The sequence below is a fragment of the Streptomyces cinereospinus genome (genome assembly GCF_042430725.1).
GTDB classification, from domain to species: Bacteria; Actinomycetota; Actinomycetes; order Streptomycetales; family Streptomycetaceae; genus Streptomyces; species Streptomyces cinereospinus.
Map to the genome: position 1 here is coordinate 1 of NZ_JBHMCY010000087.1, position 18,435 is coordinate 18,435.

18 protein-coding genes are annotated in these 18,435 nt (G+C 71.5%); 13 read left to right on the forward strand and 5 right to left on the reverse strand.

Features of this window, described 5'->3' with window-relative positions; all coding sequences use genetic code 11:
* Window positions 1-137 precede the first annotated feature (137 nt).
* The 5 genes from ACFF45_RS31030 to ACFF45_RS31050 form a co-directional block, all read right to left on the reverse strand.
* Window positions 138-1,676: a 2-oxo acid dehydrogenase subunit E2 gene (locus ACFF45_RS31030; RefSeq protein ID WP_381350101.1), complete on the reverse strand. Its 1,539-nt coding sequence runs from the start codon at window positions 1,674-1,676 to the stop codon at window positions 138-140.
* 151 nt (window positions 1,677-1,827) lie between these two features.
* Window positions 1,828-2,478 (reverse strand): 3-oxoacid CoA-transferase subunit B, encoded by a 651-nt coding sequence (locus tag ACFF45_RS31035; protein ID WP_381350103.1) that lies wholly within the window; start codon window positions 2,476-2,478, stop codon window positions 1,828-1,830.
* Window positions 2,478-3,260, reverse strand: a complete 783-nt coding sequence (locus tag ACFF45_RS31040; protein WP_381350104.1) for a CoA transferase subunit A — start codon at window positions 3,258-3,260, stop codon at window positions 2,478-2,480. Before ACFF45_RS31040 ends, ACFF45_RS31035 begins: the two co-directional genes overlap by 1 nt.
* Window positions 3,261-3,298: 38 nt before the next feature.
* Window positions 3,299-3,625 (reverse strand): hypothetical protein, encoded by a 327-nt coding sequence (locus tag ACFF45_RS31045; RefSeq protein WP_381350105.1) that lies wholly within the window; start codon window positions 3,623-3,625, stop codon window positions 3,299-3,301.
* Between the two features lie 75 nt (window positions 3,626-3,700).
* Window positions 3,701-6,052, reverse strand: coding sequence for a thiamine pyrophosphate-binding protein (locus tag ACFF45_RS31050; protein ID WP_381350106.1), 2,352 nt, complete (start codon window positions 6,050-6,052; stop codon window positions 3,701-3,703).
* Window positions 6,053-6,311: 259 nt separating this feature from the next.
* Between ACFF45_RS31050 and ACFF45_RS31055 the strand changes: the two genes are divergently transcribed.
* The 13 genes from ACFF45_RS31055 (at window position 6,312) to ACFF45_RS31115 (ending at window position 18,364) form a co-directional block, all read left to right on the forward strand.
* Entirely contained in the window at window positions 6,312-6,812 is a 501-nt protein-coding gene (locus tag ACFF45_RS31055; RefSeq protein WP_381350107.1) for an Lrp/AsnC family transcriptional regulator, read from the forward strand.
* 70 nt (window positions 6,813-6,882) lie between these two features.
* Complete coding sequence (locus tag ACFF45_RS31060) at window positions 6,883-7,563, forward strand: GntR family transcriptional regulator (RefSeq protein ID WP_381350108.1); 681 nt, start codon at window positions 6,883-6,885, stop codon at window positions 7,561-7,563.
* 354 nt (window positions 7,564-7,917) lie between these two features.
* Window positions 7,918-8,493, forward strand: coding sequence for a VOC family protein (locus tag ACFF45_RS31065; RefSeq protein ID WP_381350110.1), 576 nt, complete (start codon window positions 7,918-7,920; stop codon window positions 8,491-8,493).
* Between the two features lie 70 nt (window positions 8,494-8,563).
* A complete protein-coding gene (locus ACFF45_RS31070) occupies window positions 8,564-9,463 on the forward strand; it encodes a dihydrodipicolinate synthase family protein (protein WP_381350112.1) in 900 nt (299 codons plus the stop codon).
* Window positions 9,464-9,521: 58 nt separating this feature from the next.
* Window positions 9,522-10,061, forward strand: a complete 540-nt coding sequence (locus ACFF45_RS31075) for a flavin reductase family protein (protein WP_381350113.1) — start codon at window positions 9,522-9,524, stop codon at window positions 10,059-10,061.
* 28 nt (window positions 10,062-10,089) lie between these two features.
* Window positions 10,090-11,301 (forward strand): acyl-CoA dehydrogenase family protein, encoded by a 1,212-nt coding sequence (locus ACFF45_RS31080; protein ID WP_381350114.1) that lies wholly within the window; start codon window positions 10,090-10,092, stop codon window positions 11,299-11,301.
* A 112-nt stretch (window positions 11,302-11,413) separates the two neighbouring features.
* On the forward strand, window positions 11,414-12,988 hold the full coding sequence (locus ACFF45_RS31085) for a sugar ABC transporter ATP-binding protein (protein ID WP_381350115.1): 1,575 nt from the start codon (window positions 11,414-11,416) through the stop codon (window positions 12,986-12,988).
* Between the two features lie 43 nt (window positions 12,989-13,031).
* Window positions 13,032-14,084: an ABC transporter permease gene (locus ACFF45_RS31090; RefSeq protein WP_381350117.1), complete on the forward strand. Its 1,053-nt coding sequence runs from the start codon at window positions 13,032-13,034 to the stop codon at window positions 14,082-14,084.
* Between the two features lie 67 nt (window positions 14,085-14,151).
* Window positions 14,152-15,354, forward strand: coding sequence for a sugar ABC transporter substrate-binding protein (locus ACFF45_RS31095; RefSeq protein WP_381350119.1), 1,203 nt, complete (start codon window positions 14,152-14,154; stop codon window positions 15,352-15,354).
* Window positions 15,355-15,403: 49 nt separating this feature from the next.
* Window positions 15,404-16,258, forward strand: coding sequence for an oxidoreductase (locus ACFF45_RS31100; RefSeq protein ID WP_381350121.1), 855 nt, complete (start codon window positions 15,404-15,406; stop codon window positions 16,256-16,258).
* A 72-nt stretch (window positions 16,259-16,330) separates the two neighbouring features.
* Entirely contained in the window at window positions 16,331-16,891 is a 561-nt protein-coding gene (locus tag ACFF45_RS31105; RefSeq protein WP_381350123.1) for a VOC family protein, read from the forward strand.
* A 92-nt stretch (window positions 16,892-16,983) separates the two neighbouring features.
* Window positions 16,984-17,832 carry a fumarylacetoacetate hydrolase family protein gene (locus tag ACFF45_RS31110; protein ID WP_381350124.1) on the forward strand — a complete coding sequence of 283 codons (849 nt, stop codon included), beginning with the start codon at window positions 16,984-16,986 and terminating at the stop codon, window positions 17,830-17,832.
* Between the two features lie 61 nt (window positions 17,833-17,893).
* Window positions 17,894-18,364 (forward strand): HIT family protein, encoded by a 471-nt coding sequence (locus ACFF45_RS31115; protein ID WP_381350125.1) that lies wholly within the window; start codon window positions 17,894-17,896, stop codon window positions 18,362-18,364.
* The last annotated feature ends 71 nt before the right edge of the window (window positions 18,365-18,435 follow it).

Sequence of the window (18,435 nt, forward strand, 5' to 3'; positions counted from 1 at the left end):
TGCGCTCGATGGGGGTCCGGCTGTTGCGGACCTCCAGGCGCAGCATCTTGCGTCCCTCGGGTGCGACTGCGGACACGTGTGGTTCCTTTCGCCTGTGCGGCACCGCACCTCGGGCCGCGCTCGTGGGTCCGTGCGGTCTACGCCGCGAACTCACCGTCGGAACCGGCTCCTTCGAGACGGTCCTTGAGCGCGGTCAGGAAGCGTGCGGCGTCCGCGCCGTCGACCAGCCGGTGGTCGTACGACAGCGCGAGGTAGACCATGTCGCGCACGGCCACGGTGGTGCCCAGTTCGGCGCTCTCCTGGATGACGGGACGCTTGACGGTCGCCCCGATGCCCAGGATGGCGACCTGGGGCGGAGTGAGGATCGGCGTGTCGAACAGGGCGCCGCGGGAACCGGTGTTGGTGACGGTGAAGGTGGCCCCGGACAGCTCGTCGGGCGTGATCCGCTGCCCCCGGCTGCGGGCGGCGAGGTCGGCGATGCGCCGTGCGAGATGAGCGACGCCGAGGGCGCCCGCGTCGTGGATCACGGGGACCATCAGGCCCCGCTCGGTGTCCACCGCGACGCCGATGTGCTCGGCGTCGTGGTAGGTGATGGTGCCCGCCTCCATGTCGATGCTCGCGTTGAGGACGGGGTGGTCCTTGAGCGTGTCCACGGCAGCCTTCACGAAGAACGGCATCGGGGACAGCTTGACGCCCTCCCGGGCGGCGAACGCGTCCTTGACCCGGGCCCGCAGCCGCATGAGGGCCGTGACGTCCACCTCGACGACCGTGGTGAGCTGGGCCGAGTTCTGCAGCGCCCGGACCATGTTCTCGGCGATGACCTTGCGCATCCGGCTCAGCTTGACGGTCCGGCCCTGCGGTGACGAGGCGTCGGAGGTGGCGGACGAGGGGCGAGGCGCCGGCACGGGCGCCGGCGCCGGGACCGGGGCGGCGGGCGGCGCCGGGGCGGTGGGCGTGAGCGCGGGGGCCTGGGACGTCACGGCGGCGGGATCGGCGGTGACGGCGGCCGGGGCGGGAACGGCTGTGCCGATGACGGCGAGCGGGGCACCGACCTCGGCGACCTGGTCCTCGCCGACCAGAATGTCCAGGAGTACGCCCGTGACCGGGGCGGGGATCTCGGTGTCCACCTTGTCGGTGGACACCTCCAGCAGCGGCTCGTCCGCCGTCACGGCGTCACCGACGCTCTTGAGCCAGCGGGTGACGGTCCCCTCGGTCACGCTCTCGCCGAGCGTCGGCAGGACGACGGGGGTGCCGGCCGCCTCCTCCTCCTGCGCGGCGGAGGCCGGCGGGGCAGGGGCTGGTGCGGTGGAGACAGGCGCGGCGGGAGCCGGTACGGCGGGGGCAGGCGCACTGGGTGTCTGCGCGGCGGGGGCAGGCGCGGAGGGTGCCGGTGTGGTGGGTGTCTGTGCGGCAGGGGCCGGCGCGGCGGTGGCCTCGCCCGGTTCGGCGATGAGCCCCAGCAGGGCGCCGACCTCGGCGGTCTCGTCCTCGGCCACCGCGATCGACAGCAGGACTCCCGAGACGGGGGCCGGTATCTCGGTGTCGACCTTGTCGGTCGACACCTCCAGCAGGGGTTCGTCGGCTTCGACGTGCTCGCCCTCGGCCTTCAGCCAGCGGGTGACGGTGCCTTCGGTGACGCTCTCGCCGAGCGGGGGCAGGGTGACGGAGGCCGGCATGTCGTATGACTCCTTGCTGTGCGTGCGGTGGTACGTCTGCCCGGGGGCCGGTGGCGTGCGGCCCCCGGGCGGACGCGATCCGCGCGGGGCACCCGGGAATGTGTCCCGCGCGGAGGGGCGGCCGCCGAGGGTGTGCGGCGCGTGGCGCTGTTCAGCCGGTGTGTGTGAGGTGGCGGGTGTCGACGGGGGCGCCGGTCCGGGCGGCGAGGTCGGCGGGGGAGACGCCGGGAGCCGTCTCGACCAGCACCAGGCCGTGCTCGGTGACGTCGAGGACGCCGAGGTCGGTGACGATCCGGTCCACACAGGCACGGCCGGTGAGCGGCAGGGTGCACTCGCCGACGATCTTCGGCGTGCCGTCCTTGGCGGTGTGCTCCGTGAGCACGATGACGCGCCGGGCGCCGTGGACCAGGTCCATGGCGCCGCCCATGCCCTTGACCATCTTGCCGGGGATCATCCAGTTGGCCAGGTCGCCGAAGGCGGAGACCTGCATGGCGCCCAGCACGGCCGTGTCGAGGTGGCCGCCCCGGATCATGCCGAACGACAGCGCGGAGTCGAAGAACGAGGCGCCGGGCAGGACGGTGACGGTCTCCTTGCCCGCGTTGATCAGGTCCGGGTCGACCTCGTGCTCCGCCGGATAGGGGCCGGTGGCCAGGATGCCGTTCTCGGAGTGCAGGACCACGTGCACGTCCGGGGGCAGGTGATCGGGGATCAGGGTCGGCAGGCCGATACCGAGGTTGACGTACGAGCCGTCCTCGAGTTCCGCCGCCGCGCGGGCGGCCATCTGTGCGCGGGTCCAGGGCATCAGGATTCGACCGCCTCGCCGGTTGGGGGTTCGGCGACCGTGCGCCGTTCGATGGGTTTGACCGCCGCCTGTTCCGCGGTGAGCAGGACGACGCGCTGGACGAAGACGCCCGGCAGGTGGATCTCGTCGGGGTCGAGCCGGCCGGGTTCGACCAGCTCCTCGACCTCGGCGACGGTGATCCGGCCGGCCATCGCGACCAGCGGGTTGAAGTTGCGGGCCGACTTGTGGAAGACGAGGTTGCCGTACCGGTCCCCGCGAGCGGCGCGTACCAGGGCGAAGTCGCAGGTGATGCCCTCTTCCAGCACGTACTGCCGGCCGTCGAAGGCCCGTATCTCCTTGACGGGGGAGGCCACGGCGACACTGCCGTCGGGGCGGTGGCGCCACGGGATGCCGCCGTCGGCGACGGCGGTGCCCACCCCGGCGGGCGTGTAGAAGGCGGGGATCCCGCTGCCGCCGGCCCGCAGCCGTTCGGCCAGCGTGCCCTGGGGGACCAGCTCGACCTCCAGTTCGCCGGACAGGTACCTGCGGGCGAACTCCTTGTTCTCGCCCACGTAGGAGCCGGTGATACGGGCGATGCGGTCGGCGTCGAGCAGGACGCCGAGCCCCTGGCCGTCGGTGCCGCAGTTGTTCGACACCACCCGCAACCCGCCGGCGCCCTGGTCGTGGAGGGCTCCGATCAGCGTGGTGGGAACGCCGCAGAGGCCGAAGCCGCCCACCGCCACGGACGCTCCGTCCGGGATGTCCGCCACCGCTTCGGCGGCGGACGCGCATGCCTTGTCCATACGATCCTTCTCGTCCAGGCGATGTGTGCGTCGGGGCGTCACGGCGTGCCGTCGCCCGCGTGGGTCCGGACCGGAGCCGCCGGCGGAGTGCCGGCGCCGGAGCGCTGTCCGGAGCCGCCGGTGGTGGAGTTCTGTCCGAGTCCGCCGGCGGAGTGCCGTCCGGCGCGGCCGGCGGGCTGCTCACCGGAGCCCTCGGCGGACTGCTGTCCGGTGTCGTCCGCGTCGCGGTGCGCGGCGGGGATGACCAGGCCGATCCTGCCGCCCGGCGCCAGATGGCGGGACGACGGCTGGTGCGGCGGCTCCTTCCGCTGCTGCGGTGCCCGGGCGCCGGACCAGACGCGTTCCACGCCGCTCAGAGCTTTCATGGGGAGCTGTTCCTTTCGTACGTTCCGTACGTTTCGTCTCGGGGTGCCGGGAGCCCGCCGCGGGGCGGGAGTCCGTCAGTCCGTCAGGTCGAGGGCGGCGCGGACGATGCTGTCGGCGTCGATGCCGTGGTGGCGGTAGACGTCCTCCAGCGAGCCGGACTGGCCGAACCGCGTCACGCCCAGCGTGCTCAGCGGGACCTGGTGGATGTTCGCGAGGAAGGCCAGGGTGTGCGGGTGGCCGTCCAGGACGGTGACCAGCGGGGTGGCGCGCGCGGCCGGGAACGCCTGGTCCAGGATCCAGGTGTCGGCGTGGCCGTGCCCGGAGCGGGCGTCGAGGGCCTGGAAGAGCAGGCCGGGGCTGGTGACGCAGACGACGTCCGCCGCGATGCCCTGCTGCTGGAGGCGGTCGGCGGCCGTGAGCGCCTCGGTGACCATGGCGCCCATGGCGGCGATGGTCACCTGGGGGTGCTCGGCCCGGCGCAACGGGTAGGCACCGGCGACGACCTGGCGGCGGCGGCGTTCGCGGGCCGCCGGGTCCGCGGGCACCTGGGCCAGGCTCTGGTCGACCGGGCGGGTGGACAGCCGCAGGTAGGCGGAGCCGCCGTCCGGCCTGCCCAGCCGGGCCAGCGCGGCCAGCAGGGTCCACTCGGTGTCCAGGGCGAAGGCCGGCTCCCAGGTGGTGCAGCCGGGCTGCTCGATGCCGAGGGACGGGGTGGTGATGGACTGGTGGGCCCCGCCCTCGGGCGCCAGGGTGACGCCGGAGGGGGTGCCGACCAGGATGGACTGGCCGCCGGCGTAGATGCCGAAGGACCACGGCTCCAGGGCGCGTTGCACGAAGGGGTCGTAGAGCACGCCGATGGGCAGCAGCGGCCGGCCCCAGCGGCTCCAGGTGGCGCCGAGCTCGCCGAGCAGTCCGACGAGGTTGGTCTCGGCGATGCCGAGTTCGATGTGCTGGCCGGTCGGCTTCTCCCGCCAGTGCAGCAGGGTCTCGGCGTCGTCGTGGAACCAGTTGACCCGCTCGGTCGGAGCCCAGACGCCGACCTTGTTGACCCAGCCGCCGAGGTTGGTGCTGGAGCTGACGTCGGGGCTGACCGTGACGATCTGGCGGGCGGTCTCCGGAGCGGCGCGGGTCAGGTCGAGCAGGACCCGGCCGAGGGCGGCCTGCGTGGTCGCGGTGCCGGTGGGAGTGCGGCCGATGTCGGTGGGCACCGCCGGAGGCGGGGTGCTGCCGGCCGGGTCCCGGTGCAGCCGCGCCCCGGCCTCGGCGCACAGGCGTCCGGCCGGGGAGGCCGTGGGGAAGGCGTCCCACGGGCTGTCGGGGTCGGCGCCGATCCGGGCGGCCAGTTCCTCGATCTGGGCCTCGGTCAGCAGCGAGGAGTGGTTCTGCGGGTGGCCCTGGGTGGGCAGGCCGTACCCCTTGACCGTGTAGGCGAAGATCACGGTGGGGCGGTGGTCGTCGACGGAGGTGAACGCGTCGTCCAGCGCGGCCAGGTCGTGGCCCCCCAGGTTGCTCAGGGCCCGCCCCAGCGTGGCGTCGTCCAGCTGCTCCAGGAGCGCGGCGATCGGCGCGGCGTCGGAGCCGTCGCCGGGCAGGCGCCGGCGCAGTTCGTCGGCCGGGCAGCGCAGCAGCCGCTGGTACTCCGGGTTGGGCATCGCGTCGAGACGCCGGCGCAGCTCCGCGCCGCCGGGGCGGGCGAACAGCTCCTCCAACAGGCTGCCGTACTTCAGGGTGAGCACCTGCCAGCCGGCCGAGGCGAACATGCCCTGCAGCCGGTCCGCGGCGATGTCCGGCACGACACGGTCCAGGGACTGCCGGTTGAGGTCGACGATCCAGACCAGCTCGCCCAACTCGGCGACCTGCGGGTCCAGGACGGCTTCCCAGATCGCGCCCTCGTCCAGCTCGGCGTCGCCGACCAGCGCGTACTGCCGCCCCGCCGCGGTGCCGGGGTCGTCGCAGGCGTAGCGCCGGGCGATGGCGCCCCAGATGGTGGCGGTGGCGCCGATGCCGACCGAGCCGGTGGAGTAGTCGACCGGGTCCGGGTCCTTGGAGCGGCTCGGGTAGCTCTGCAGCCCGCCCCACTCGCGCAGGGTCGGCAGGTAGGCGGGGTCCAGGTTGCCCTGGAGGTAGTTGATGGCGTGCAGGACCGGTGACGCGTGCGGCTTGACGGACACCCGGTCCTGGGGGCGCAGGTGGCGGAACCACAGCGTGGTCATGATCGACACCATCGAGGCGCAGGAGGCCTGGTGGCCTCCGACCTTGAGGCCGCTGGGATTGGGACGCACCCGGTTGGCGTGGTGCACGATGGCGCTGGACAGCCACAGCACACGGTCCTCGACCTCGCGCAGCACCTCGAAGGAGCCGTGGAGGCCTGAGGAGCCGTCGTCGGTGGTCCGGGACGAGGCGGTGCGGACTGGGGCAGTGGTCATGGAAACGGACCTCCTCTAGACCTGCGCTCACGGCAGCGAGCCGCATGGTCGGGAAGCGAATGGGGAAAGGCGCCGGGCACGGCACGGAGGGAACTGCTCCGGCCGGGTGCGGAGGCCGGGTTGCGGCCGCGGTCGGGTCACCGTGCGAGCAGTCGTTGCAGGGGAGCACACCACCTGGCAAGAATGTGCGCAAGGCTTTGCGTGATAACAGTGCAGGATGCTCAAAATCCCCTCCCCACTCCCCGAGAAGGTGCGCATCGTGACCAACCCAGCGCGGATCGACTCCACGGACGCCCGGCTGCTGCTCGCGCTCGCCGCGCACCCCCGGGCCACGGCCGTCGCGCTCGCCGAGCAGACCGGGCTCAGCCGCAACACCGTCCAGACCCGGCTGACCGCGCTGGAACGCACCCGGGCCGTGGGGCCGTTCGAGCGCCGGGTCAGCCCCGCCGCGCTCGGCTATCCCCTGACGGCCTTCGTGACCACGCAGGTCGTCCAGCGGCGGCTGGACGAGGTCGCCGCCGCGCTCGCCGCCATCCCCGAGGTGCTCCAGGTGCACGGGCTGACGGGGGACAGCGACCTGCTGGTGCACGTCGTGGCCACCGACGCCGAGCACCTGTACCGCATCGCGGGCCAGATCCTGGACCATCCCGGCGTCGAGCGCACCAACACCGCGCTGGTGATGCGGCAGCTCGTCGACTACCGCATCGCCCCGCTGCTGCGCCGGACCGCCGCCGGGGTGGACAGGGGGGCAGAGCGTTGATATCCCTGATAACATGGCGAACCGGCGAGGCTTGTGAACGCTGCCCTGAAGGAGGGCCATCGTGGCTGGAGTGAGCACGACCGGTGTACGGCGCGTGCAGCCGCTGTCGGTGGTCGAGCAGGTAACGAAGGAGATCCGCCGGTCCATCCTCGCCGCCGACCTCCGTCCCGGCCAGGAGTTCTCCCTGCGGGAGATGGCCGGCCGGCTGGGCGTCAGCATCATTCCCGTCCGGGAGGCGCTGCGCCATCTGGAGGGCCAGGGGCTCGTCATCACGGCGCGCGGGAAGAGCGCCGTCGTCGCCCCGCTCAGCCACGACGACCTGAGCGCCGTCTACCGGCTCCGCCGGAGGATCGAGCCCGAGCTGGTCGGGCGGGCCTGCCTGCTGCTGACCGACAGTGATCACGCCCGGCTCGCCTCGCACCTGACCATCTTCGGTGACGAGCGGCTCGGCCTCGACGAGATCTACGAGGCCCATCACGAGTTCCACCTCGATCTGCTGCGCCCCGCCGCCACCGAGTGGGACCTGCGCATCCTGGGCATGCTCTGGCACGCGGCCGAGCGCTATGTCCGGCTCGCCTTCGGCAGCCGGGACAGCGACCCCGACGAACCCCGCAGACGGGAGGCCGCGCACGCCGTGCTCCTCGCCGCGGTCGCGGAGCGGGATCCCGGCCGGGCCGCTCAGGCGGTCCTGCACCACTTGGACGTGAACGAGCAGATCGCCCAGCAGGGCATAGCGGTCGTCGCCGACTGAACCCTTCCCTTTCGCCGGTCCCGGCGGCACACTCCTCTGGAGCGGTGCCGCCGTTTTCGTGTGCGCCCGTCTCCGGACCCGGGTTGGGCGCCGACGACACCTCGGCGTAACGTGCGAGGCGCCGAGAGCCGGGCGCGAGGCCGCCCGCGAGCCGCGGGGCCGTGGCGCCGACACCCGATCGACCACCGTCGTCAACGGGCCCGAAACCCCCGTCCGGTAAAAGAACTCGCTTCAGAGGGTTTCTGTTATCACATATCACCGCTACGGTGGTGCGCATCAGAGGCTCTCGAAGCACCAGAGCTCCGTCACCGCCGTTCGCGGCGCGTCCGACGTCAGAGTCCAGGGAGAGATCGCATGTCCGCGAGCCCCAAGTTCGCCCACGTCGTGTTCCAGACCGCCAAGCCGCAGGAGATGCGGGACTGGTACTGCACCGTCCTCGACGGTCATGTCGTCTACCAGGACGAGGCCCTCTCGTTCATCACGTTCGACGAGGAACACCACCGGGTGGCGCTCATCCACCCGCCCGTATCGCTCAAGCGCAGGACCCCGGACACGGCCGCGATGCACCACGTCGCGTACACGTTCGACTCCATCGACGACCTGCTCGACCGGTACGTCCTGCTGCGCGACAAGGGCGTCCAGCCCGCCGTGTGCATCGCGCACGGTGTCACCACCTCGATGTACTACCGCGACCCCGACGGGAACTTCGTGGAGATGCAGATCGACCGGTACGAGAAGCCGGACGACGCCACCGCCTACATGAAGGGCCCCGAGTACGCGGCCGACTCCGTCGGACCCGCCTTCGACCCGGAGGCGCTGCTCCAGGCCCGGCGCGACGGCGCCACGGTCGAGGAGCTCTCCGACCGCGCCTGGGCGCTCAAGTCGGACCTGCCCGACCCGATGACCGTGCTCATGGGCGACGGAAGCTGAAGGCACCGAACGGATGATGCGAGACCGACGGGCCGTCTCACCGACGGCCCTCCCGGCCGGTTCCTATGTCATGGGACTGACCCCGTTCGCCCGGAACGGCGACCTCGACGAGGGCGCCCTCCGCGAGCACGTGCAGTGGATGCTCCGCGAGAACGTCGGCTTCTGGCCGGCCAGCCCCGCCACGGGCGAGGGATCGCAGATGACCGACGAGGAGATCCTCCGGGTGGTGCAGGTCGCGGCCGAGGAGGCCGCGGGCCGCGCCCCGGTGGTCGCCGGCAACCGTGAGTTCCCGACCGCGGCCCAGAACATCCGCTTCGCCGCCGAGGCGCTGGACCGGGGCGCCGACGCGGTGCAGCTCTACCCGCCGACCCTCGGCCACTCGTTCGTGCCGAGCGTCCCGATGCTCCAGTGGTTCTACGACGAGGTGCTCTCGGCGGTCGACGCACCCGTCGTGCTGTCCAGCAACTTCATGACCGGCTTCGAGGTGCCGGCACCCGTCCTCGAACGTCTGGTCACCGACTACCCGCAGGTCATCGGGGTTTTCAAGCACCACCCGGACCAGCACAACGTGGCCGAGTTCGTGATGCGGTTCGCGCCGCTCACGACGGTGCTGACGATGACGCAGCGGCTGATGTTCTCCTTCGCCGCCGGAGCCACCGGCGAACTGGACAACCTGCAGAACGTGGCCCCCCGGCTGTGCCGCCGCCTCCATGACGCGCTGCACCGCGAGGACCTCGCCGAGGCGCAGGAGACCTACCGCACCGTGACCCGGCTGTGGAGCGGGATCTCCCGGTTCTCCGCCGAGTTCTCGGTTCCGAGGGTCGTCACCTACAAGGCGATGCTGCGCCTCCTGGGACTGCCCGGCGGGCATGCCCGCAAGCCGTACCTCGAACCGGGGGAGGACGCCCTGAGGGCGCTCGCCCAGATGATCGACACCGTCGGTCTGCGTGAGATCGAGGGGCTGAAGTGACACCGGTCCCCGCCCCGGCGGGACGCGGACACGGCCGGCCCGACGAAAGGAACACACGATGAGGACCGAGAGGCGGAGCGTAGCGCCGCAGACCTTCCGGGACATGATGGCGGGCGTCTGCGCGCCGGTCACCGTGGTCACCACGATGAGCGACGGCACCCCGTCCGGCGCGACGGTGAGCTCCTTCGCCTCGCTGTCGTTGGACCCGCCGCTGGTGACCGTGGCCTTCGACCGCGGATCGCGGGTCCTGGAGCAGATCCTGGCCGAGCGGCGGTTCGGCGTGAACCTGCTCGGCCACGCCCAGGCCGACCTCGCGGTCCTGTTCGCCACGCGGAACGTGGACCGCTTCGCACAGATCGGCTGGCACCTGGACGACGGCCTGCCCCGGCTCGACGGCGCCGCCGGCTGGCTCGAATGCGACCTGCACGAGGCCGTCGAGGGCGGCGACCACCTGCTCCTGCTGGGGCACGTCGTCGGCGCGAGCCGGGCGGAGCTGCCGCCGCTCGTCTACGCGTACCGCACCTTCGGCACCCACTCCCACTACGACGAGCGCCGCCGCCCCGCGATCATCGACTCCATCGCCGCGCTGGCCCGCTGACGTCCCCTGACACGAGAAGGAACGCACCATGGCATCCGCAACCACCGAAGCGCCGATCACGGACGGCGAGCCCAGCACCGAGGAGATGGTGGCCCGGGTCAGGGGACTCCACCCCCTGCTGGAGAAGAACGCGGCGCGAGGGGAGCAGGACCGCCGCGTCGTGGAGGAGAGCATCCAGGCCCTCACCGAGGCCGGTATCTTCAAGATCGCCCAGCCCAGGCGCTACGGCGGTTACGAGATGTCGGTACGCACGCAGATCGAGGTCTCCGCGGCCGTCGCCGAGGCGGACGGAGGGACCGCGTGGGTGGTCACCCTCTGCAATCAGTGCGCCTGGATGGTCGGGCTCTTCCCGGAGCAGGCCCAGGACGACGTCTGGAAGACCAACCCCGACGCCAAGGTCTCCGGTGTCGTGACCCCGAGTTCGGAGTCGGTGAAGGTCGACGGCGGGTTCAAGGTCAACGGGCGCTGGTTCTACAACTCCGGTTCCTGGCACTCCGACTGGGCGGTGCTGGGCATGCCCGTCGTCGACGAGGCCGGCGAGGTGATCGACCACGGCATCGCCCTCATCCCGAGGACCGACCTCGACTTCCAGGAGACCTGGTTCGTGGCCGGGATGAAGTCCTCGGGCTCGAACTGCCTCATCGCCAAGGACGTGTTCGTCCCCGACCACCGCATCATCTCCGCGCCGAAGGCCTGGCAGGGCGAGGTCGCCACCGAGCACACCGACGAGGTGCTCTACCGCAGCGCCTTCACGCCGGTCCTGGCCCTGGGCATCGCCGCCCCGCAGCTCGGCATGGGGCGCAAGGTGCTGGAACTGGTGCAGGAGAAGGCCGCCGCGAAGCCGCTCACCTTCACCTTCTACGCGACGCAGGCGGAGTCGCCGGTCTTCCGGCACCAGATCGCGGAGGCCGCGATGCTGATCGACACGGCCCACCTGCACGCGTACCGCGCCGTCGACGCGATCGACCGGGCCGCACGAGAGGGCACCTTCCCCGACGACCTGATGCGCGCCCGCGCGCGGGCCGACGCCGGCTGGGTGGTCGAGAACGTCACCAAGGCCATCGACCTGCTCCTGTTCGCCCACGGCGCGGCCGGCTTCGCCGAGAACAACGTCATCCAACGGCACTGGCGCGACTCGGCGGTGGCGGCTCGGCACGCCTACATCGTCCCCGGGGTGAGCCTGGAGATGTACGGCACGGCCTTGCTCGCGAAGGACGGGAACATCACCCCGATGCTCTGAGGCCCGCCGCCTCAACGTGAACCTTCCGCGGGGTCCTCTACGGCCCTAACTGATATCACATATATCGCTATCACTTCTGGGGTGGCACCGGTCACGTCAGGCAGGAGAACTGATGCGGAGTACAGACGCACCCGGCCGCGGGACGGCCGAGCCGGGAACACCGCCGAGCGACTCGCACGGCCGCGAGGCGGTGGAGATCAGGGGACTGACCAAGCGCTTCGGGCGGGCGACCGTCCTCAGCGAGGTCGACCTGACCGTCGAGCCCGGCGAGATCCATGCCCTGGTGGGCCAGAACGGGTCGGGCAAGTCGACCCTGATCAAGATCCTCTCCGGGGTCCACACCGCCGACGCGGGGCAGATCCGGGTGGGAGGCCAGGTCCTGTCCAGCCCCGTACAGCCGGCCGCCCTGCGCGAGCACAGCCTCGCCTTCGTCCACCAGGACCTCGGTCTGGTCGACGACCTGACCGTGGTGGAGAACGTCCGCGTCGGCCAGTACCGGCCCGGCCGGGTCTCGCGCCGGATCGACTGGGCGCAGGAGCGCCGCCTGGCCGAGGAGACGTTCGCCCGGCTCAACGCGTCCATCCCGCTGGACGCCCGGCTGGGCTCGCTGCCGGCCGGGCAGCGCGCCGTCGTCGCGATCGCCCGGGCCGTGCAGGGCCGCCGCCCGGGCACCGGCTGCATCGTCTTCGACGAGTCGACGCAGTCACTGCCGCGCGAGACCCTGCCCGAGTTCTACGAGATCCTGCGGGCCATCGCCCGCTCCGGCACCGGCATCCTCATCGTCAGCCACCGCCTCGACGAGGTGATGAGCCTGGCGGACCGGGTGACGGTTCTCCGGGACGGGAAGATGGCCGCCGAGGGCGCCGCGGTGGCGGACCTCACCGAGGCCGAGCTGAGCCGGCTGATCCTCGGACGTGAGCTGGCGAGCGGCCGCATCGGCGCGGAGATCGACCCCGACAGTTACCAGCCGGAGATCGCCCTGGAGGCCTCCGGACTCGCCGGCGCGACGCTGAGCGAGCTCGACCTGCGCATCCACGGCGGCGAGGTCATCGGCATCACCGGTGCCGGCGACTGCGGCCTGGAGGAGGTCGAGGCGATCCTCGGCGGGATGAGCCAGAACTGCGGCGGCCGGCTGAAGGTGGGCGACCGCGAGTTCACCCTGCCGGTGCGCGACCGCGGCGCCCTGCACGAGGCGGGCCTGGCCGTCATCCCCCAGCACCGCATGCAGGACGGCCTGGCGGCCGACGTGAGCGCGGTGGCGAACGTGACCCTGCCCCGGGTGACCCGGCGCGGCCGCCTCTTCCTCGGCCGTGGCTGGCAGCACGAGGAATTCGAGAAGGCGGTCGCCACCTTCGGTATCACCCCGGCGCTGCCGAACTCCCCGGTCGCCTCCTTCAGCGGCGGCAACCAGCAGAAGATCCTGCTCTCCAAGTGGCTGCTGAACTCGCCGCAGGTGCTGGTGGCGTGCGAGCCGACGCAGGCCGTCGACGTCGGCGCCCGCCTGGACATCCTGCGGGCCCTGCGAGCCGCGGCCAACGAGGGCAGGGCCGTGGTGATCTGCTCGATCGAGGTGCAGGACCTGGCCGCCGTGTGCGACCGCGTGATCGTCCTGCGCCCCGGCCAGGGCCACCTCGAACTCGCCGACGACGTCAGCGCCGAAGCGATCACCAAGGCCACCTATGCCTGACCGACGACGCCGGTCGGCGGTGCACCACGAAGGAGACACAGCCATGACACCCAACGAAAGCGTGACGACCACCATGGACAAGCGGCCGACGGCCGCCGAGCCCGAAACCGGGAAGGCGCCCGGCCCCACCGGTCCGAGCCACGGCAAGAAGGTCGCCGGAGACCTGGCACGCCGGGGCAGCCTGATCGTCGTCTGGATCGCGCTGTTCATCGTTTTCGGTTCCCTCAGCCCCGACCAGTTCCTCACGGTCGGCACCCTTCAGACGATCTTCGGCTCGCAGCAGGCCCTGGTGTTCATCGCCCTCGGAGCCCTGTGCGCCTTCTCGGTCGGGGAGTTCGACTTCTCGGTGGCGGCGGTCGCCGGACTGTCCGCGACCATGGTCGCCGTACTCGTCAGCGAGCAGGGCCTCAACGTCTGGCTGGCGGCCCTCGTGGCCGTGGCGGTCGCGGTGGGCGTGGGAGCCTTCAACGCCCTGCTCATCATCAAGATCGGAATCAACCCCATCGTGACGACGCTGGGCGTGGCCACCCTCCTCACGGGTGTCTCCTCCAGGATCTCCAACGGAGGCAGCGTCTTCCTCGACAGCCCGGCGCTCTACGACGTGGCCGCGACCAACATCCTCGGGCTCCCGATCAGCTTCTACTACGGACTGGCCCTGGCCGCCGTCTTCACCTACGTCATGACGTCCACGCCGCTCGGCCGGCACATGCTCTTCGTCGGCTCCAACCGTTCCGTCGCCCGGCTCGCCATGGTGCGGGTCAACCGGATCCGCGTCGGCGCCTACCTCTCGTCGTCGTTCCTCTGCGGTGTCGGCGGCGTGCTGCTCGTCGGAACCGTCGGCGGGTTCGACCCGGCGAGCGCGTCCACCTACCTCCTGCCCGCGCTCTCGGCGACGTTCCTCGGCACGGCCGTCATCCAGCCGGGCCGGTTCAACCCCGCCGGCAGCATGATCGCCATCTACTTCCTGGCGACCGGCATCGTCGGGCTCCAGCTCCTGGGCTTCGCCGGCTGGATCAGCGATGTCTTCTACGGGTCGGCGCTCATCATCGCCATCGTCCTGTCCACGCTGTTCCGCCGTGATCGGCGTCAGTCCTGACCACCACGGCCGGCTGCCACCGCGTGGGTGGCGGTCACCCCGTCCCGCGTCTGCGAGGGAACCGAAAATGAACGAGACATCACGCCCGTCGAAGACGGGTCGCCCGCAGGGCCTTTCGAAGTGGGCACTGATCGCCGTCGCCGCCGTCACGGCCGCCGGTCTGAGCGCCTGCAGCGAGTCCGGAGCGGCCGACGAGCCGGCGCGCGGCCAGGCGAGCGGCGCGGGCGTCGAACACGCCAAGACCCGGATCGAGGAGCACCTGGACGCCCTGACCGAGATCGAGGCGCCGGGTGAGCAGATCTCCGGCCTCGAGAGGTTCAGGGGCCGCACCATCGCCTACGTCCCCATCACCCTGAAGGCGACGTACTTCCAGGCGGAACTGGAGCAGATCACCGCGGCCGCCAGGCCGCTGGGCATGAGGGTCCAGGTCTGCGACGCCCAGGCGCAGCCCACGGTGGCGACGCAGTGCATCAACCAGGCCGTCGCGGCCCGCTCGGCCGGCATCATCACGGACTCGGTCCCCTTCGCCCTGGCCCGCAACGCCTACGCCGCGGCCGTCCGGGCGGACATCCCGGTCGTCGCGTCCGACGTCTCGGACCCGGTGCCCGCGGACTGGGAGGAGCGCGTCGTCACCACCAACAACGGACAGGACGTGGGCGGCCGGCTGATGGCGGACGCGATCATCGCCGACTCCGGCGGCGACGCGAACGTCCTGTTCGTGAACACGACGTCGACCAGTACGACGAAGAGGTCGTCCGACGCGGTCCTGGACGAGTTCAAGACCCAGTGTCCCGGCTGCAAGGTCACCACGGCCGCCTGGGAGTCCTCCGCGGTCCAGAAGATCCCGACCACCGTGAGCGTCGCGCTCAACGCGGATCCGAGCATCGACTACGTGTACGCGAGCTACGACCAGCCGGCCAGCCCGCTCGTCATCCAGGGCATGCAGCTCTCCGGCCGGGCGGACAGGCTGAAGCTCGTCGGGTACGGATCGGACGTCACGGCGATGCAGCGGCTGGCGAGCGGCAGGCAGCTGGCGGACGTGGCGGTCGACCCGGCGCTCGTGGCGTGGAACAACACCGACCGCCTGCTGCGCATGATGTCGGGAGCGGAGGTTCCCGAGGAGTCCGCGTACACCATCCCGCGGCGCGTCTTCAACGAGAGCAACATCGACTCCGTGAACGGCAGCAGTGTCGAGGAGTTCAAGAACGGGGCGTGGTTCACCGACGGCTCGTTCCGTGAGACCTACGCGCGGCTGTGGGGCGCGAGCTGAGCCTCGGGCACCACCCACCACCACCGGCACACCACACCTGGAGACCCGAATGCCGAACACCCTCGCCGGGGGCACCTACGTCCTCGGCGGCGACCTCACCGTGACCCGGATGGGCTACGGCGCCATGCAGCTCACCGGCCCGCAGGCGTTCGGGCCGCCCGCCGACCGGGCCGCCGCCGTCGCGGTGGTCCGCGAGGCGGTCGAGCTGGGCATCACCCACATCGACACCAGTGACTACTACGGCCCGTACGTGACGAACGAGATCCTGCGCGAGGCACTGCACCCGTACCCGCCGGACCTCCACATCGTCACCAAGGTCGGCTTCGCGCGGGACGCCCAGGGCGGATGGCCGCAGGCGGCCGAGCCCGAGCAGCTGCGCCAGGCCGTGAAGGACAACCTGGCCCGCCTGGGCCTGGACCGCCTCGATGTCGTCAACCTCCGCATGGGCGGGCCGGACGAGTCGGTGACCACGCCGTTCACCGTCCTCGCGGAGTTGCGCGAGCAGGGGCTCATCCGGCATCTCGGGCTCAGTACCGTCTCCGCCGAGCAGGTCGCCGAGGCCCAGTCGATCGCGCCCGTGGTGTGTGTGCAGAATCTCTACAACATCGCGCACCGGGAGGACGACGACCTGATCGACCGTCTCGCCGAGCAGGGGATCGCCTACGTCCCCTACTTCCCCCTCGGTGGTTTCAGCCCGGTCCAGTCCGGCATCCTCGACGGTGTCGCGGCCCGCCTGGGTTCGACGCCCAGGGCCGTCGCGCTGGCCTGGCTGTTGCGGCGGTCGCCGAACATCCTGCTGATTCCGGGCACGTCCTCGGTCGCGCACCTGCGCGAGAACGTCCGCGGTGCCGCCGTGGACCTCCCGGACGACGCGGTCGCCGAGCTCGACGCCATCGCGGGGTGACGGCGGCGGGCGCTCCGCAGGAGCGCCCGTGCCGCCGGCCGGCCACGCACCACCAGCAGAGGAGAGACGAGCATGACCTTGACCCCCAAGTTCGCCCACGTCGTGTTCCAGACGTCCCAGCCCGACGCCATGCGTGAGTGGTACTGCGCGCTGCTCGGCGCCCACGTCGTCTACGAGGGGCACGGCCTGACCTTCATCACCTTCGACGACGAGCACCACCGCATCGCCCTGGCCCACATCCCCGACCTGGAACGCAAGTCGGCCAGGACGGCCCTGGTGAACCACGTCGCGTACACCTTCGACTCGCTGGACGACCTGCTGGACCGGTACCTGGAACTGCGGGAGAAGGGCATCGAGCCGTGGAAGCCGGTCCAGCACGGCGTGACGACCTCGCTGTACTACGAGGACCCGGACGGCAACCACGTGGAGATGCAGGTCGACAACTTCGCCACGGCCGACGAGGCCACCGCCTACATGCGGGGCCCGGAGTACGACGCCGACCCGATCGGGGTGCGTTACCGGCCCGAGCTGATGGTGGAGGCGCGGCGGGCCGGCGTACCGGCCGCCGAGCTGCAGACCCGGGCATGGGCGCTCAAGACCAGTCCCGAGCTGCCGCACCCGATGGCCGACTGACACGGCCGGCCGGGAGGGGCAAGGCCGGTGCGGAACCCGACCGGCTCAGCCATACTTGTTATCACATATATTTTCGACCGAGAGGGAAGCCCATGCGGATCGTCAACGTCGCGGGCAGGCTGGGCCTGCTGACCGACGAGGGAGTGGTCGACGTCGCCGAGGCGAGCAACGGCCTGTTCTCCCCGGACGTCCAGGCCGTCTACGAGCGCTGGCCCCAGTTCCGCGCCTGGGCGGCGGCGGGAACGGGCGGCGCGCCCGCGCGGCCGCTGGACGAGACGCTGCTGGACTCACCGGTCCCGCGCCCCGGACAGGTCTTCGCGATCGGGCTCAACTACCTCGACCACGCCGAGGAGGCGGGACTGGAGACGTCCCCCGACTCCATGGTCGTGTTCACGAAGTTCCCGTCCTCGATCACGGGGCCGGTCGCCGAGGTGGAGCTGCCGCCCGGCTCGGTCGACTTCGAGGCCGAGCTGGTGGTCGTGATGGGCGCGCACGCCCACCGGATCGACGCGGCCGAGGCCTGGGACCGCGTGGCGGGCCTGACCGTGGGACAGGACCTCTCCGAGCGGGAGACGCAGCTGCGGCCGCCGACCCCCCAGTTCAGCATGGGGAAGTCCTTCCCCGGCTTCGCGCCCATGGGGCCGGCGCTCGTCTCCCCCGACGAGTTCGCCGACCCGGACGACCTCGCCATCGGCTGCACGCTCAACGGCACGTCGATGCAGCAGTCCCGCACCAAGCTCATGATCTTCCCGGTCGCCGAGATCATCGCGCGGCTGTCCGCGATCGTGACCCTGGCGCCCGGTGACGTCATCTTCACCGGCACGCCCGCCGGCATCGGCTTCGCCCGTGAGCCCAAGGTCCTGCTGGGGCCGGATGACGAACTCGTCACCAGCATCGAGGGCATCGGATCGATCCGTACGCGCTTCCGCGCCGGCTCCTGACGCCCTCTGCCCCCCGGCCCGTCCGTTTCCCGTCCCACCACATTCCGAAAGAGAACAGCACATGGAACAGAACTGCCTGATCTGCGGACTCGACGAGTCCGAGGAGTCCGACGTGGTCTTCCGCGACGACCTCTGGGCCGCGGAGATCGTCCCGTCCTACGACGTCCCCGGATGGTTCTTCCTGCGCGCCCGGCGCCACGCCGAGCGCATCACCGGGCTGGACGAGGCGGAACTGGAGACCTTCGGCCGCCGCGCCCGGGACCTGGTCGCCGCCGTCACCCAGGCCACCGGCGCGGAGGCCACGTACATCCTGATGTTCGGGGAGTCCTTCCCGCACTTCCACGCCCTGATCGCGGCCCGTACCGCCGACGTGCCCGCCGACCGCCGTGCCGGGGACATCCTCAAGCTGCGCACCGAGCGGGCCGACCTCGACGGGGCCAGGGCGCTGGTCCCGGCGGTCCGCGACGCCTACGCTCGACTGGCGTCGCAGGCGCTCGTCCCGTCCCAGAGCCTCCCGGTGGCGGGCGGCTGAGCCCACGGGGAAAGGGCAGCCGGAGCACGAGCCCCGGGTCGCCGGCTGCCCCGGCACAGCTCCGGGAGCCC

Coding starts and splice junctions, on each gene's coding strand:
- ACFF45_RS31065 (WP_381350110.1), top strand. CDS start 7,918: ATGTCCGCGAGCCCCAAGTTCGCCCACGTCGTGTTCCAGACCGCCAAG.
- ACFF45_RS31105 (WP_381350123.1), top strand. CDS start 16,331: ATGACCTTGACCCCCAAGTTCGCCCACGTCGTGTTCCAGACGTCCCAG.
- ACFF45_RS31110 (WP_381350124.1), top strand. CDS start 16,984: ATGCGGATCGTCAACGTCGCGGGCAGGCTGGGCCTGCTGACCGACGAG.
- ACFF45_RS31040 (WP_381350104.1), bottom strand. CDS start 3,260: ATGGACAAGGCATGCGCGTCCGCCGCCGAAGCGGTGGCGGACATCCCG.
- ACFF45_RS31090 (WP_381350117.1), top strand. CDS start 13,032: ATGACACCCAACGAAAGCGTGACGACCACCATGGACAAGCGGCCGACG.
- ACFF45_RS31045 (WP_381350105.1), bottom strand. CDS start 3,625: ATGAAAGCTCTGAGCGGCGTGGAACGCGTCTGGTCCGGCGCCCGGGCA.
- ACFF45_RS31050 (WP_381350106.1), bottom strand. CDS start 6,052: ATGACCACTGCCCCAGTCCGCACCGCCTCGTCCCGGACCACCGACGAC.
- ACFF45_RS31100 (WP_381350121.1), top strand. CDS start 15,404: ATGCCGAACACCCTCGCCGGGGGCACCTACGTCCTCGGCGGCGACCTC.
- ACFF45_RS31070 (WP_381350112.1), top strand. CDS start 8,564: ATGGGACTGACCCCGTTCGCCCGGAACGGCGACCTCGACGAGGGCGCC.
- ACFF45_RS31075 (WP_381350113.1), top strand. CDS start 9,522: ATGAGGACCGAGAGGCGGAGCGTAGCGCCGCAGACCTTCCGGGACATG.
- ACFF45_RS31035 (WP_381350103.1), bottom strand. CDS start 2,478: ATGCCCTGGACCCGCGCACAGATGGCCGCCCGCGCGGCGGCGGAACTC.
- ACFF45_RS31030 (WP_381350101.1), bottom strand. CDS start 1,676: ATGCCGGCCTCCGTCACCCTGCCCCCGCTCGGCGAGAGCGTCACCGAA.
- ACFF45_RS31095 (WP_381350119.1), top strand. CDS start 14,152: ATGAACGAGACATCACGCCCGTCGAAGACGGGTCGCCCGCAGGGCCTT.
- ACFF45_RS31115 (WP_381350125.1), top strand. CDS start 17,894: ATGGAACAGAACTGCCTGATCTGCGGACTCGACGAGTCCGAGGAGTCC.
- ACFF45_RS31085 (WP_381350115.1), top strand. CDS start 11,414: ATGCGGAGTACAGACGCACCCGGCCGCGGGACGGCCGAGCCGGGAACA.
- ACFF45_RS31080 (WP_381350114.1), top strand. CDS start 10,090: ATGGCATCCGCAACCACCGAAGCGCCGATCACGGACGGCGAGCCCAGC.